General features: G+C 35.8%; 17 protein-coding genes, 1 riboswitch and 1 other annotated feature. Of the genes, 11 read left to right on the top strand and 6 right to left on the bottom strand.

Annotation, left to right across the window (positions count from 1 at the left end; translation table 11 throughout):
• Positions 1-46 precede the first annotated feature (46 nt).
• Positions 47-262, top strand: a complete 216-nt coding sequence (locus KPL75_RS12110) for a DUF3955 domain-containing protein (protein WP_078175877.1) — start codon at positions 47-49, stop codon at positions 260-262.
• A gap of 34 nt (positions 263-296) precedes the next feature.
• On the opposite strand, the gene KPL75_RS12105 is transcribed toward KPL75_RS12110, so the two are convergent.
• The gene (locus KPL75_RS12105) at positions 297-575 is read right to left on the bottom strand and encodes a hypothetical protein (protein ID WP_002144954.1); all 279 of its coding nucleotides are present in this window, start codon (positions 573-575) and stop codon (positions 297-299) included.
• A 165-nt stretch (positions 576-740) separates the two neighbouring features.
• Between KPL75_RS12105 and KPL75_RS12100 the strand changes: the two genes are divergently transcribed.
• A complete protein-coding gene (locus KPL75_RS12100; protein ID WP_219920805.1) occupies positions 741-980 on the top strand; it encodes a DUF3947 family protein in 240 nt (79 codons plus the stop codon).
• Positions 981-1,012: 32 nt separating this feature from the next.
• On the opposite strand, the gene crcB (KPL75_RS12095) is transcribed toward KPL75_RS12100, so the two are convergent.
• Positions 1,013-1,369, bottom strand: coding sequence for a fluoride efflux transporter CrcB (crcB, locus tag KPL75_RS12095; RefSeq protein ID WP_219920804.1), 357 nt, complete (start codon positions 1,367-1,369; stop codon positions 1,013-1,015).
• Positions 1,366-1,770: a fluoride efflux transporter CrcB gene (gene crcB / locus KPL75_RS12090; protein ID WP_002068234.1), complete on the bottom strand. Its 405-nt coding sequence runs from the start codon at positions 1,768-1,770 to the stop codon at positions 1,366-1,368. The genes crcB (KPL75_RS12095) and crcB (KPL75_RS12090) overlap by 4 nt, the downstream gene beginning before the upstream one ends.
• Before the next feature lie 54 nt (positions 1,771-1,824).
• Positions 1,825-1,884, bottom strand: a riboswitch (Fluoride riboswitch).
• 219 nt (positions 1,885-2,103) lie between these two features.
• Here crcB (KPL75_RS12090) and KPL75_RS12085 point away from each other — a divergent pair.
• From KPL75_RS12085 to tyrS, 5 genes are all read left to right on the top strand, one after another.
• Positions 2,104-3,162, top strand: a complete 1,059-nt coding sequence (locus tag KPL75_RS12085) for an endonuclease/exonuclease/phosphatase family protein (RefSeq protein WP_219920803.1) — start codon at positions 2,104-2,106, stop codon at positions 3,160-3,162.
• Positions 3,163-3,196: 34 nt separating this feature from the next.
• On the top strand, positions 3,197-4,699 hold the full coding sequence (locus KPL75_RS12080; RefSeq protein ID WP_219920802.1) for a DUF4077 domain-containing protein: 1,503 nt from the start codon (positions 3,197-3,199) through the stop codon (positions 4,697-4,699).
• Positions 4,700-4,840: 141 nt separating this feature from the next.
• Positions 4,841-5,236, top strand: coding sequence for an SET domain-containing protein (locus KPL75_RS12075; RefSeq protein ID WP_002144963.1), 396 nt, complete (start codon positions 4,841-4,843; stop codon positions 5,234-5,236).
• Between the two features lie 386 nt (positions 5,237-5,622).
• A complete protein-coding gene (murB, locus tag KPL75_RS12070; RefSeq protein ID WP_219920801.1) occupies positions 5,623-6,540 on the top strand; it encodes a UDP-N-acetylmuramate dehydrogenase in 918 nt (305 codons plus the stop codon).
• 107 nt (positions 6,541-6,647) lie between these two features.
• Positions 6,648-6,864 (top strand) — a binding site (T-box leader).
• A 57-nt stretch (positions 6,865-6,921) separates the two neighbouring features.
• Positions 6,922-8,184: a tyrosine--tRNA ligase gene (gene tyrS / locus KPL75_RS12065; RefSeq protein ID WP_219920800.1), complete on the top strand. Its 1,263-nt coding sequence runs from the start codon at positions 6,922-6,924 to the stop codon at positions 8,182-8,184.
• Positions 8,185-8,380: 196 nt separating this feature from the next.
• On the opposite strand, the gene KPL75_RS12060 is transcribed toward tyrS, so the two are convergent.
• From KPL75_RS12060 to KPL75_RS12050, 3 genes are all read right to left on the bottom strand, one after another.
• Entirely contained in the window at positions 8,381-9,559 is a 1,179-nt protein-coding gene (locus KPL75_RS12060) for an NAD(P)/FAD-dependent oxidoreductase (protein WP_002144970.1), read from the bottom strand.
• 44 nt (positions 9,560-9,603) lie between these two features.
• A complete protein-coding gene (locus tag KPL75_RS12055; RefSeq protein WP_002144971.1) occupies positions 9,604-10,044 on the bottom strand; it encodes a DUF1641 domain-containing protein in 441 nt (146 codons plus the stop codon).
• Between the two features lie 428 nt (positions 10,045-10,472).
• Positions 10,473-10,820 carry a winged helix-turn-helix transcriptional regulator gene (locus tag KPL75_RS12050; protein ID WP_219920799.1) on the bottom strand — a complete coding sequence of 116 codons (348 nt, stop codon included), beginning with the start codon at positions 10,818-10,820 and terminating at the stop codon, positions 10,473-10,475.
• Between the two features lie 394 nt (positions 10,821-11,214).
• Between KPL75_RS12050 and KPL75_RS12045 the strand changes: the two genes are divergently transcribed.
• The 4 genes from KPL75_RS12045 to KPL75_RS12030 all read left to right on the top strand — a co-directional run bounded on the left by KPL75_RS12045 (position 11,215) and on the right by KPL75_RS12030 (position 14,939).
• Positions 11,215-12,378 (top strand): MFS transporter, encoded by a 1,164-nt coding sequence (locus KPL75_RS12045; protein ID WP_219921103.1) that lies wholly within the window; start codon positions 11,215-11,217, stop codon positions 12,376-12,378.
• Between the two features lie 15 nt (positions 12,379-12,393).
• Positions 12,394-13,233, top strand: coding sequence for an aldo/keto reductase (locus tag KPL75_RS12040; protein ID WP_375141021.1), 840 nt, complete (start codon positions 12,394-12,396; stop codon positions 13,231-13,233).
• A 125-nt stretch (positions 13,234-13,358) separates the two neighbouring features.
• The gene (locus tag KPL75_RS12035) at positions 13,359-14,294 is read left to right on the top strand and encodes a thioester domain-containing protein (protein WP_219920798.1); all 936 of its coding nucleotides are present in this window, start codon (positions 13,359-13,361) and stop codon (positions 14,292-14,294) included.
• 222 nt (positions 14,295-14,516) lie between these two features.
• Positions 14,517-14,939 (top strand): GNAT family N-acetyltransferase, encoded by a 423-nt coding sequence (locus tag KPL75_RS12030; RefSeq protein WP_258237042.1) that lies wholly within the window; start codon positions 14,517-14,519, stop codon positions 14,937-14,939.
• Positions 14,940-15,104 lie beyond the last annotated feature (165 nt).

Genomic DNA, 15,104 nt, shown 5'->3' with positions numbered 1-15,104 from the left:
AAAAGGAATACAGAAAATTAATTATGAAATTGAAGGAGAATATATTATGAAAAACAAATATTTATTAGCGGCTAGTCCGATGTTTTTAGGAGTGTTATGTATAATTATGTTTAATATAATTGGTTCGGAAGTGAAGCCGGATGGAACTTTAGTGGAACCATTTTTCTTAATTCCATTAGCTTATTTATTTGTTTTTACTGGAATTATTGCGATTTTGTTCATGGCTATTTTCTCGATGCTTCAAAAAAAGAAAGCATGCTAAAGTGAAAAGACCGTATATTTACGGTCTTTTCGCTTTAGTATGGAGTAGGAAGCGGGGATCCTGGTGGTCTCCACCAAGATTCAACGGTTTTCCAAGCGGTGTTATAATCGTAACCTCTTCCAAGTAAGTAGCCGATAGCGACAGCTTCGGTTAATGCGTGTTGATAGCCGAGATGAGCAGCTTCACGTAATCCGTGAGAAACAGCAGGACCAATTATAGCGATTGTTTGGTGTTTTAGTGGATTTTGGGGATGCCAATGTTGATCTCGATAATAGTTATCTTGAGTAAAAGGCTGTTGTTCGTAGAAACTCATATTCTCACTCCTTTTCATATATTTGTGGGCATTTATATACTCTATGAAGGTGTTTGATGTATGGGTTGGGCTAAAAACATGTTTTATGTAAATTTAAAACACTTGCATTGTATGTGAACATAACATGTAAAAGGAATTCATTCTGTATAAAAAGTGAGCTGAAAAATGATGAACCATCATTTTTACACTGGAAGACAAGTAGGTCCGGCTATTACACTGGCCAGGGCACAGGGGACAATTCAGGCAGTGCATCAGGCTATTCAGATGCAACAACAAGCACAGGTAGAGCAAATGATGCAGAGTCAGTATATACCGTATACACAGCCTCCGATGCAAATCGTACATTATAATGTGTATCCAGCTGGTTTATTTTCAATTCCGTATGGCGGGGCATACTTTTTATGAAAGAAAGCGACTGATAAGAGTCGCTTTCTTTTTTATATTCCGCCTAACTTCATCCCAAGGAATGCGAATGTGATACCGATTATATAAGTAGTGCTTAAATATAGGAGTAGTACGCGATAGTTTTTACGGTTGAAAAGCTGAATGGATTCTAATTTAAACGTTGAGAATGTAGTAAAGGCACCCATGAATCCAGTACCTAATAATAGTTGCCAACTTGTAGTTATCCCTTTGCCAATTATATATCCGAGTAAAAATGCACCAGTTATATTAATGAGGAATGTAGCAATTGGAAAGGAAGTTTTATTTCTTTTTTTAAACCAATTGCTAATTGCAAATCGTGTAATGGCACCGAAAAACCCTCCTGTTGCGACTAATAAAGCTCCCATCATGAGTAATCACCTTCCGTAAGATGTTTCTTAATTAAGAAATCACCAAGTGTATAGCCAAGTCCAGACATAATGAGGCCGCCAAGTATGCTACATGCTACATATAAGAAGGCCACGCTCCATTCAGAATGATTGATTAATTGCACAGTTTCTACACTGAATGTTGAAAACGTCGTAAAGGAACCGATGAAACCAGTTCCGATGCCTGTGATAACCTCCGAAGGTAAGATGTTTAGCCGAGCAATATACGTAGTCAGCCAAGCTAATAAGAAACAGCCGATTAAGTTAATGAATAATGTAGCTAATGGAAATGAATGATGCCAAAATACATGAATAGTAAGACCTAAATAATAACGGGAAAGAGCTCCTAATATACCGGCTATGCCAACGATAATATAAATCAAATTCCTCACCTCTTTAAATAGCTTGCTCAAAAAAATAGACTCCTACCAGTAGTTATACTGGTAGGAGTCATTAGCTAAGCAGCAGTTATGGCGAACTCCATCGCCTATAATTATTACATATAGTGTACTAAAAATTGCGTTTGATTTCCAGTGGAGAAGTTGGTGTATTTTGTATTTCTCTAATAGTTTAAGATAGGGAATTCTTGCTTATAAACTAAATATAGTGATATAAGGTTTTCAGTGTGATAAAATGTTTCGTAGGTCTGTCATTTTTTTATTTAACTGAAAATAAAGAAAAGTTAAATCGTATGTTTTAGAAAAGGAGTCGTTTGTTTGAAAAAATTATTAAAAATAGTACTTATATGTATTTTAGTAGGGGTGGGAGTTGTAGGTGGATTTTTAGCGTATATGACACTCACAAAAGAACAGCCAGCGAATGTTTTAGAGGTAAAGGTTGAAAATAATAAAGAGCGTGTATTACAACAAGGAAATGAATTTAAAGTTACAACATTTAATATTGGATATGCTGGACTAGATAAGGATCAAGACTTCTTTATGGATGGGGGAAAAGGGTCTGGTTCAAGTAGTAAAGAACAAACGGAAACTAACTTAAAGAATATGCTTTCGTTTTTACAAAATGAGAATAGTGATTTTGCACTATTACAAGAAACAGATATAAAATCAATGCGATCATTTGATGTAAATGGGCATGAATTTTTGAAAAAAGGATTACCTGATTATGCTTCGTCATTCGGAAAGAACTACGATACGAAATGGGTTCCGGTGCCAATAACAAATCCGATGGGATATGCTGAAGCTGGATTAAGTACATTTTCTAAATATACGGTTCAAACAGCGAAGAGATTTCAGCTTCCTGGAATGGAGCCGTGGCCAAAGCGTTTATTTGATTTAGACCGAGCGATTGTTGAACATAAAATACCTGTTAATAATGGGAAATTTGTTAGACTCGTAAATTTACATTTGTCTGCTTATGATGAAGGCGGGAAAATTAGAAAACAGCAAGTAGAATATTTAAAAAAATATATGAACAAGCATTATGAAAATGGTGATTATGTCATAATGGGCGGAGACTGGAATCAATTACTTTCTAACGTTCAGTTAAGCGATCCTAAGTTTGTGAAAGAGCGTCCTGAGTGGTTAGTAGAATTACCGAAGGACTTTACTGATGGTGGCTTTAAGTGGGCTGTAGATCCGTCTGTTATGACTGTGAGAGATGATGTAAAGAAATACGTGGAAGGTGAAAACTTTGTCACGATTATTGATGGCTTTATCGTTTCACCGAATGTTGAAATTGTAAATGTACAAGGGAAAGATTTGAAGTTTGAAAATAGCGATCATAACCCAGTGAGTGCGGTATTCAAGCTGAAGTAATCGATACGTATGAGTAGAAGGTGGGGCTTCATATATGGAGTGGTTAAAGAGAACTTGTTTTTCTAACCTCGAGAAGGAATCGCAGAAAAATCATTTATTGCTATTTATCACGATTTGTAGTTTCTTCCTTGGGATAATCGCGATTGGGTATTACGGATATATTTTTACAGAGAGAGCAATAGCATTTTGGATGTGTGGTATTTCTATCGTAGTATTTGGAACGCTGCTTACTTTTATAGAAAGTATGGAAGCAATGTATAAATACATCATGACATTTATGTTACTTATTATGTCTTTCATTATGGTACAAGCTTTTAATGAAAGCCCAGCTGTATTTCAAATGATCTATTTTACATTAGCGGTTTCACTTATTTATTTGAGTGAACGTCTTATTTTAATCCTTGGCGGGGTAGCAGTTGTTGTTACATTTATACTTTGTAGTTATTGGCCAAATCAATTTTTTGCTTATACAGCGTCATCTGAAGCTGCAAATTTCGCAAGCTTGTTAGCGATTGTAACGATCGCAATGTGGGGTGTCACAAAGATTGGTTCTAATCTATTGGCTCGTTTAAGTGATGAGAAGCAAGCAGTGATGAAGAAAGCTCAGGAGTTAGAAGAAACGCAAAGGCTTATTGAGGAAACTGTTGTGAAGTTAGATAGTAATTTCAATCATTTAAGGCAGAATATGAACACGTCGATGGAGTCGATGAGTGAAATTAATTTTGCTTTTGAAGAAGTAGCAGTTGGCACCCAATCACAATCAGAGATGATGTCACGTTCAGTAGAAGTATTGAATGATATGGAGGGAAATATTAACAAAATCATCTCTCAAGTAAGGAATGCTTCGATTCGCGTTGATAAAAGTTTGGAAATCTCAAAGGGTAGTGTAAACACTTTAAGAAATTTTGAAGCTAACATGAGAAGTTTAAATGATGTTGTTTCACAATCAGGAACTATATTTAGAGAATTGATGACACAATCGAAACAAATTAATGAAATTGTAGATGTAATAACGAATATTTCAAGTCAGACGAGTTTGCTAGCTTTAAATGCAAATATTGAAGCTGCAAGGGCAGGAGAACATGGAAAAGGTTTTGCTATTGTAGCGAATGAAGTGTTAAAGCTTGCTGAAGAATCGAATCATTCTGCGGGGAGAATTCAAGGGATTTTGAAGGAGTTTAGTAATCAAGCAAGTAAAGTAGAAGTGCAGGTAGGGAAGTCAGAAAGAGTACAAGAAGAGTGTAACGAAATGTTAGCAAGTGTTTTAACGAATGTAACGGATTTAGGGAAGTTTATTGATACGATTAATGATGTAATGAGGGAGATTGTTGATCATCAAGAAAGTTTCCAAGCAAAAACGACGAATATCGTAAAGGATGTTACACATGCTTCTAACGTAATTCAGCAAACTTCTGCAGCTACGGAAGAAGTGTTAGCAAGTATTGAAGAAGAAAAGAATCGAAATGATACGTCGGTGAAGACGCTACATACTGTTAGCGAGCAAGTGAAGTTGCTAGAAGATATTTTAGAAAAATAATATCAATGAAAAAGAGCACAAATGATGTGCTCTTTTTCATTTGAACGAATACTTGATAGGAATTTAATTGCTTTTCTCCGCGTTTTCTGCCAAGCTTAAGGAGAAAAATACTTCAAAGAAAGAAATATATAGGTGAAGCATATGATTGAAGTTAAGACTTCTGAACTTAGTGATGGAGAATTTAATAGAGGTGTATTTGCAACTCGTGATATTAAAAAGGGTGAGTTGATACACTCAGCACCCGTTATCTCTTATCCGAATGAACAGCATGAACACATTGAGAAAACGTTACTTGCTGATTACGCATTTGAGTATGGGGTAAATCATACGGCATTCCTTTTAGGATACGGCATGTTATTTAATCATTCATATAAGCCGAATGCAACGTATGATATTGTCTTTGAGAATCATACGTTTAACTTCTTTGCTTACAAAGATATAAAAGCTGGAGAAGAGATTCTAATCAATTATAATGGTGAAGTTGATGACGAAGAGCTATTATGGTTTGATAAGGAAAAAGAAGAGAACGAAAAATAATTTAAAGAGTATAGAAAGGGCGCATTCTGTGGGATGTGCTCTTTTTTTAATGATGAAAATAAAGTAAAGATTACAAAAAATACCACTTTTCTTTCGTATGGTATAGTAAGATACTGAAGGGTATTGCTTTGAAAAACCTATATATTTTACAAATTGTTGTCTATATGGTTACATGTCAAGTTTAGTAGCCCATTTGGGTTGCTTTATTATGCGATATATATTTTAATATGAGTGGAACCTCTTATAATTTAAGAGGTTTATAGGTGTGTTTTATGTACACTTTATCTACCACTTGTGCTTTTTATTTGTAGCGCATTGTTATGTGGGGATATTATGGGCCCGTGGACAGCGGGATAAAAAGATTATAGAAATAGAGGAATCGTAAAATGAATATGCAAGAGGCTTATAAATATTTAAGTACAGTATTGCCTGAAGGTCATGTGAAGCAAGATGAAATGTTAAAAAATCATACGCATATTAAAGTGGGCGGGAAAGCGGATGTGTTCGTTGCTCCTACGAATTATGATGAAATTCAAGAAGTTATAAAGTATGCGAATCAACACAATATTCCAGTTACGTTTTTAGGAAACGGATCTAATGTTATTATTAAAGACGGTGGTCTTCGCGGGATTACAGTAAGTTTAATTCATATTACAGGTGTTACTGTAACAGGGACAACGATTGTTGCGGGGTGTGGTGCAGCAATTATTGATGTGTCACGAATTGCATTGGATCACTGCCTAACAGGACTTGAATTTGCTTGTGGTATCCCAGGTTCAGTTGGTGGAGCGTTATATATGAATGCAGGTGCATATGGTGGTGAAGTGGCGTTTGTATTAACAGAAGCTGTCGTAATGACAGGTGATGGAGATTTACGTACTTTAACGACAGATGAGTTTGAATTTGGATATCGTAAGAGTGTGTTTTCTAATAATCATTACATTATTCTTGAGGCAAAATTTGAGCTTCAAGAAGGTGTGCGTGAAGAGATTAAGGAAAAGATGGATGATTTAACGTTTAAACGTGAATCAAAACAACCTTTAGAGTATCCTTCATGTGGTAGTGTATTTAAGCGCCCACCAAATAATTTTGCGGGTAAGCTTATTCAAGAATCAGGACTGCAAGGTAAGCGAATTGGCGGAGTGGAAGTTTCTTTAAAACACGCTGGATTTATGGTGAATGTTGATAACGGAACAGCGCAAGATTATATCGACTTAATTCATTTCGTACAAAAAACTGTTGAAGAAAAATTCGGTGTGAAATTAGAGCGAGAAGTAAGGATTATTGGAGAAGATCTACAGTAATCTTTGAATAAAAAACGTATAAAAGTATGAATTATTTCGGAATAACATTTGGGTATTGTTGACAATTTGATTTTGATTCAATATAATGGCTAATAATTTAACAAATAAAATATACGTTGAAAGAGCCCAGTAGCAGTTTGTCACTGTTATCAAAGAGAGCTAGGGATTGCTGGAACCTAGCACAAACAAACCTGTGAATTACACTCTGGAGTATCTTAGGTAACGCTAAGCGGACTAGCAATCGATATTATTGCTAAGAGTGGTATGAATAGCTATGCTATTTATGCAAACTGGGTGGTAACACGGTGAATAATCGTCCCTATGTCTATTGTAGACATAGGGGCTTTTTTGTTTTCAAAAAAATAAAGGGGATGACAAAAGATGAATATTATTGATGAATTAGAATGGCGCGGTGCTGTGAATCAACAGACAGATGAAGAAGGTTTACGTAAGTTAGTTGAAGAAAAAAAGATTTCACTATACTGCGGAGTGGATCCGACTGGTGATAGTATGCATATTGGACATTTAATTCCGTTCATGATGATGAAAAGATTTCAATTAGCTGGCCATCATCCGGTTATTTTAATCGGAGGGGCAACAGGAACAATTGGTGATCCAAGTGGGCGTCAATCAGAGCGTCAATTGCAAACTTTAGAAGTAGTCCAGCATAATGTAGATGCTTTAACAGCGCAAATGAAAAAGCTATTTGATTTTGGCGGAAATAGCGAAGTGGAGATGGTAAATAACTATGACTGGACGCATGAAATAAACATTATCGAGTTTTTACGTGATTACGGGAAAAACTTTAGCATCAATAGCATGTTAGCGAAAGATATTGTAGCAAGCCGTTTAGATACAGGCATTTCTTTCACAGAATTTACGTACCAAATTTTGCAGGCGATGGATTTCCATCATTTATACACGAAAGAAGATGTTCAACTGCAAATCGGTGGTAGTGATCAATGGGGAAATATTACGAGTGGTTTAGATTTAATTCGTAAGTTAGAAGGTCATGAGGCGAAAGTATTCGGACTAACAATTCCGTTATTATTAAAATCGGATGGTACGAAATTTGGTAAATCAGCAGGTGGTGCTATTTGGCTTGATCCTGAAAAAACAACACCGTTTGAATTTTACCAGTTCTGGGTGAATACAGATGACCGTGATGTAATTAAATACTTGAAATACTTTACGTTCTTAACGAAAGAGCGTATTGATGAATTAGCAGTAAAAGTAGAAACAGAGCCACATAAACGTGAGGCGCAAAAAGTATTAGCGGAAGAAATGACGAAATTCGTTCATGGAGAAGAAGCATTATTGCAAGCTGTGAAAATTACATCGGCATTATTTAGCGGAGATATTAAATCGTTAACAGCTGATGAAATTGAACAAGGATTTAAAGAGATGCCAACATTCCAGTCTTCAAAAGAGACGAAAAATATTGTAGAGTGGCTAGTTGATTTAGGGATTGAACCATCTAGAAGACAAGCACGTGAAGACATTAATAATGGAGCTATATCTATGAATGGTGAAAAAGTAACGGATGTAGCTACGGATGTTACTGTAGAAAATTCATTTGATGGACGATTTATTATTATTCGTAAAGGGAAGAAGAACTACAGCTTAGTGAAATTAGGAGAATAGTTCTTGTGAAAGAGTGGAAGTAGGTAAGATATCTACTTCCGCTCTTTTCGTATACACAATTTCGACATAAAAGAGTCAGTATATTTTGATAATTAAAGAGGATTATATTATTCTTCTGCCGAATAAATAAGTTAGAGAGAATTACGGATAAAAATAGCCCGAACCATGCAGGGCATGATTCGGGCTTATATTCAGATTAGTAAGCTAAGCTGAATAGACCTTTAATGTGTGATAAGTAACGAACGTTACTTGCTTCTTTCATTAATGATGCTGGTAAACCTTTAAGCGGAGTATTGCTTGCTCCGATTGTAGCAACAGCATCTTTACGTCCTAGACTAGCAAGTGTTCCAGAGTTTATAGGTGCGAACTCTTCGAATGCTTTGCCTTCTAGTGCTGCGTATAAGTTATATCCAATTAACTCACCCATTTGCCAAGCAATTTGTGCAGTTGGTGGGTATGGACGACCGTCTTCAGCAAAGACAACAGCGCTGTCTCCAGCAACGAATACGTCTTTGTGAGAAGTAGATTGTAGGTGTGCATCAACAGTTGCACGTCCACGGTTTACTTCAAGACCTGATTCACCAATTAATGGGTTACCTTGTACGCCACCTGTCCAAACGAATGTGTTAGCAACAAGTTTTTGACCGTCTTTTAAGTCGATTTCATTGCCAGCAACGTTTGTTACAGGAAGACCAGTTAAGAATGTAACGCCGCGTGCTTCTAAGCTAGTAGTTGCACGTTCGATTAAATGGTCTGGTAATACTGGAAGGATTTTTGGACCTGCTTCAACAAGAAGAAGTTTAACTTCTTTTGGATTTACGCCGTGGCTTTTTGCAAGTTTAGGCATAATGTCAGCAAGCTCACCAACTAGCTCAACGCCAGTTAATCCGCCACCACCGATTACGATTGTAGCATCAGCTTCGTTTTTCGTTTTAGCGTATTCACGAATACGGTCTTCAACGTGTTTGTAGATTTTGTTTGCATCAGCAGCAGATTTTAATACCATGCTGTTTTCTTCTAGTCCTGGAATACCGAAGTAAGCAGTTTTACTTCCTAAAGCAACTACAAGTGCATCGTAAGATAAAGTAGTGCCACCAGCTAGTTTGATTTCTTTGCTATCAACTGAGAATGACTCAACTGTTGCGATTTTAAGATCGATATCTTTACCTTTGAAAAGCTTTGTAAGTGGCATTGCAATTGCTTGCTCAGCAACGTTACCAGCTGCAAGGCGGTGTAGTTCAGTGATGATTTGGTGTGTTGGGTATTGGTTAATCACTGTAACTTGTGCTTCTGATTTGCTGTAATATTTACGTACGTTTAAAGCGGCAAGAAGACCGCCATAACCAGCGCCTAAGATGACAATTTGTTTTGACATAGTATGATATCCCCCGTCTTTACTAATTGTTGTTATAAGTTAAATTATTTATTATTACGTTCTGCGCTAACTTGAAGATATGCGTTAACAAAGCGGAACATTTTTTGTGCTTGTGGGTCTTTTAGTAATTTTAACAGACCGAACAGGCCGATAACTTCGCTGCTTTCATCAGCACGATCTTTCGCTTCGATTGCAGTTGCAGCCATGCTTTTCACTGTATCTTTTACAGGTTCTACAAGCTCTGTAATTGCGCTAACAGTGTCGCTTTTTAATACTTCGTCAGTAGCAACAGTTTGAGCGAAGTCATAAGATTTAGTTAAAATGTTAACAAGCTCAGTTAATTTTGGAAGCTGTTCCACTAGTGTTGTTAATGATTCTTGTACCTCAGGTTTTAACAACTGATCAAGTACATCAAGTTGTCCTTGGCTAGCAGAAATTTGTACAGTTTCTTGTTCTGGCTTTGTTTGAGTCATAGTTTCTGGCATCTCCAATTCTCCTTTACGATAGCAATACTCTTATTTTTGATAGGTAAGCTAAACGCTTGCGAAACTTTATACAAAGTTTCACAAAGCACAATAAAATGCCTTTAAATTTATGATAGCAAGTAAGCTGAAATCATAAATCCAAAACCATAATGTCCTACCTATTATTTATGAACTGTCCGATACATGGCTTGTCCGCATAATGGAAAGTTCCTTTATCGGAAAGTGTATATAATATATATCCTATATTATATACTATATACACCTATGTTAACATAAAAATGATTCCTAATTATTTGATATTGAGCGTATAACCTAGTACTGACAAGGCATGAAAGCGCATAAATTATTTTGTTTAAGTTAGAAATGTACATATATATATAGAAAAAAAGGAAAAAACGGACAAATATTTGTTCATTTTTTCCTTTTTCTTATTGTTCACCCTCTGTAATTAGCATCGATGTGTTACCGCTTTTTTCAAGATGGCATTCGCCCCAAGTACAAAGAGAATCGAGAATTGATTCTAAAGACCATCCGTAGTCAGTAAGAGAATATTCTACTTTTGGTGGTACTTGATTGTATACTTTTCTTTGAATAACCCCGTCTACTTCTAACTCGCGTAATTGCTGGGTTAACATCTTTTGTGTAATACCAGGCATTAAACGTTTTAATTCGCTTGTTCTCTTAGTCCCTTTCTGTAAGTGGCAAAGAATAACGACCTTCCATTTTCCGCCGATTACTTCTAAAGTCGCCTCTACAGGAATATTGTATTTTTTCATATAAAAATCTCCTTTGATGAATGTAGATTTCAGTTTTTCAACGAAAGAAGCTAAATAACTTAAATGTTACTTTTTAGTGCCTATAGCACTTTAAAGTACGTACTTTTTATCGTGTTGAATATGTTTCATAATAGCATATGTAAGAGGGAAATGAGTAGTACGGTACTAAAAAGTGCCTATGTTACTTTTTGGTACCTATCGTACTTTAAAGTGCGTTCTTCAAAAAAAGAATGAAACCATTCATAATAGCATTTGTAAGCAATAAAGTTATTTTTGTAGAAGATAAAAAGGCCTTTTTATCATACTATTATGATTGGATTTCTTGCATTAAGGAGGAGTTCAATTGAATTCATATACAGTATCTTCTTCGGCTGTTCAGACAAATCGAAGAAGTATGTTTGCTTTATTAGCACTAGCAATTAGTGCGTTTGGAATTGGTACAACCGAATTTATTAGTGTAGGTTTATTACCATCTATTTCGGAGGATTTACATGTTTCTGTTACAACAGCGGGCTTAACCGTATCTTTATATGCGTTAGGAGTAGCGTTTGGTGCTCCCGTTTTAACTTCGTTAACGGCTAGTATGTCGCGAAAGACTTTATTAATGTGGATTATGATTGTCTTTATTATCGGTAATGGAATTGCGGCGGTAGCAACGAGTTTTACTGTTTTGCTTATCGCGAGAGTTGTCTCTGCATTTGCACATGGTGTTTTTATGTCGATTGGTTCAACAATTGCAGCTGCACTTGTACCAGAGAATAAACGTGCTAGCGCAATTGCTTTTATGTTTACTGGTTTAACGGTTGCGACGATTACAGGTGTCCCAATTGGAACATTTATTGGTCAACAATTTGGCTGGAGAGCATCGTTTATGGTGATTGTGGTAATTGGAATCGTTGCTTTAATCGCAAACAGTATGTTAATTCCATCTAATTTAAAAAAGGGTACGCCTGTATCATTTCGTGATCAATTCAAACTTATTACGAATGGAAGACTATTACTCGTCTTCATCATTACCGCATTAGGATACGGGGGAACGTTTGTAACATTTACGTATTTATCTCCGCTATTACAAGAAGTAACAGGATTTAAAGCAAGTACCGTTACAATCATTTTGTTAGTGTACGGGATTGCAATTGCGATTGGGAATATGATCGGTGGAAAATTATCAAATCATAATCCGATTCGAGCGTTATTTTACATGTTCTTTATTCAAGCAATTGTATTATTTGTTTTAACATTTACAGCACCATTTAAAGTTGCTGGGATAATCACAATTATTTTCATGGGGCTATTTGCATTTATGAATGTTCCAGGACTACAAGTGTATGTCGTTATATTGGCTGAGAGATTTGTTCCGAGTGCTGTCGATGTTGCATCAGCAATGAATATTGCAGCATTTAACGCAGGAATCGCTCTTGGGGCTTATTTAGGTGGTATTGTAACGAATTCGTTAGGATTAATTCATACAGCTTGGGTAGGCGGCATTATGGTAGTAGGTGCTGTTATTTTAGCAGCGTGGAGTATGACATTAGAAAAAAGAGATCAAGTGAAATAAAGGAGAGAAAAAATAATGAAAAATTTACAAAGTACAACAACATTGCATAACGGTGTAGAAATGCCTTGGTTCGGTTTAGGTGTATTTAAAGTAGAAGAAGGACCAGAACTTGTAGAGGCTGTAAAGGCGGCGATTAAAGCTGGATACCGCAGCATCGATACAGCTGCGATTTATGGAAATGAAAAAGCAGTAGGTGAAGGAATCCGTGCTGGAATCGAAGCGACTGGGATTTCAAGAGAAGAATTATTTATCACTTCAAAAGTGTGGAATGCGGATCAAGGATATGAAACAACAATTGCTGCATATGAAGAGAGCTTAAAAAAATTAGAACTAGATTATTTAGATTTATATCTTGTTCACTGGCCTGTAGAAGGGAAATATAAAGATTCGTGGAGAGCGTTAGAAACACTTTATAAGGAAGGGCGCGCGCGTGCAATTGGTGTAAGTAACTTCCAAATCCATCACCTGAAGGATGTAATGGAAGGTGCAGAAATTAAACCGATGATTAACCAAGTGGAATATCATCCGCGTTTAACACAAAAAGAACTACAAGCTTTCTGTAAAGAACAAGGTATTCAAATGGAAGCATGGTCACCGCTTATGCAAGGTCAACTATTAGATAACGAAACATTACAAGAAATTGCTGATAAACACGGCAAAACAACAGCGCAAGTTATCTTACGTTGGGACTTACAAAATGGAGTGATTACAATTCCAAAGTCAACGAAAGAGCACCGCATTATTGCAAACGCTGATGTATTTAACTTTGAATTAACAAAAGAAGATATGGAAAAAATCGATGCATTAAACCAAAATCACCGCGTTGGTCCAGATCCTGATAACTTCGATTTCTAAGCTTAAAGTAGAAAGAAAGAGTGCAAACAGTTTGCACTCTTTTTTTGTTGCGTTTATGTATAAAAAAAAATTCTAACTAAATAATAAACAGGAGTAAATTTGTTATTTAATAAGGGGTTGTAGACATGAATATAAAAAGATCGTTCAAGCTAATGGCCGCTTTTTTGAGTGTTTTATTTGTATTTGCGAACTTATTATTTCCACTTCAAAAGGCATCCGCAGAAGTTATGGATCATACAAAGTATGAAATGGATTGGAGTTATAGTAAGTCAAAGAAAAAGCCGATTCGAACAGAACTTATTAAAACAGCAGACGGAAAAATTGCCTTTTGCCTAAATGTAGATTTGAAATCTCCAAGCGGTCAAGATTTACCGGAAATGGGGAAAGTGGATATTAACGTATATCGTGTACTATTAAACGGGTATCCACAAAAGAGTCCACAAGAATTAGGTGTTTCCGATTGGAGAGAGGCACATTACGCAACGCAGCTTGCGGTGTGGAATGCTTTAAAACAAATTGATATTAACGATTTAGATTTCCGCAATAAAAATGTAGAGAAAGTAACGAAAGATATCGTTGCAAAAGCAAGCGCTAGTGAAGATTTACAAGAAATTACGATGAGTGTAACTCCTACAGAAGAACAAGAAGCAGTATTAAAAAATGATTTCTTTGAAACAGGTCTATATACAGTAGAAACAAACGCGAAAAGTGGAACGTATAAAGTACAAGCAACAGGTGCACCACAAGGCGCGAAGTTTGTAAATGAAAAAGGCGAAGCAAAAACTGAATTTAATGTAGGAGAAAAATTCCGCATTTTAATTCCGAAACAAACACCATCGGGTGGATTTAGCTTTAAAGTATCAGGGAATTTAACGAAATTACAAGGAATTGCACATAAAGGTACACCGACTATTCAAAATGCGGTTGTATTATTAGAGCGTAGTGAAGAGAAAACGAGTCCGGAGTTAGCGGTAAGTTGGAAAAAGGCTGAAGGCCCGCATAAACCAAATAAACCATATACTCCAAATGAACCACATAAGCCGAATCAAATTAAAAGATAGTAGAAAAAGCATTGGCATTTGCCGATGCTTTTTTCTTGGCCTAAATTTTGGGTGCGGAAATTACTATAGTAACCCTTTTTTATAAGTACGAAAAAGGGTTAGAATTAGGCTGTTTTGGCTTCTTTACACCACCGTAAGGTATAATGAAAATGAGAAATTAGAAAGAGAGAGGGAATTATGACTCTTCATATTTGTAAAATAACGAATGAAAATTGAAATGAAATTGCTAATTTAAAAGTAACCGGCGAACAGCTTAAATTTATTGAAAGTACGGTTTTAGATTGTTTAGTCGATGCTGATACAAAATATAAAGGTGATGCTGCTTCGGTAGGGTTTTATGACGGTGACACGCCAATCGGATACGCGATGTATGGTTGGTTTGAAGAAAAAGAGAAGGCTGTATATTTAAATCAATTTATGATTGATAGTAAATGCCAAGGTAAAGGTTATGCAAAACCATTATTACGTTTGCTAATAGAGTATTTACAAAAGGAATATAATAGAAAAGTTATATATTTAAGCATACATCCAGAAAATAAACTTGCCCAAAAACTATATGAATCAATTGGATTTCATTTAACTGGTGAAATTGAGGGTGAATGGGTAAGTGGAAAAGGATTTATAATGAAACGAATGCTGGATTAATAAAAACCTGCCGGAAAGAATAGTATCTTTCCGGCAGGTTTTTATTTTAAAATAACATTAAAAGTTAGAAATCTAAACATTACGATTTTTGGATTAAATTCATAAAATTGTAATATTAATCTAATCGAAAAGGCTATCTAGCGAGAAAGAAATCATGTACAATTC

The sequence above is a fragment of the Bacillus sp. NP247 genome (genome assembly GCF_018966865.1).
GTDB lineage: Bacteria > Bacillota > Bacilli > Bacillales > Bacillaceae_G > Bacillus_A.
This window is presented reverse-complemented; position numbering and strand designations above follow the sequence as displayed.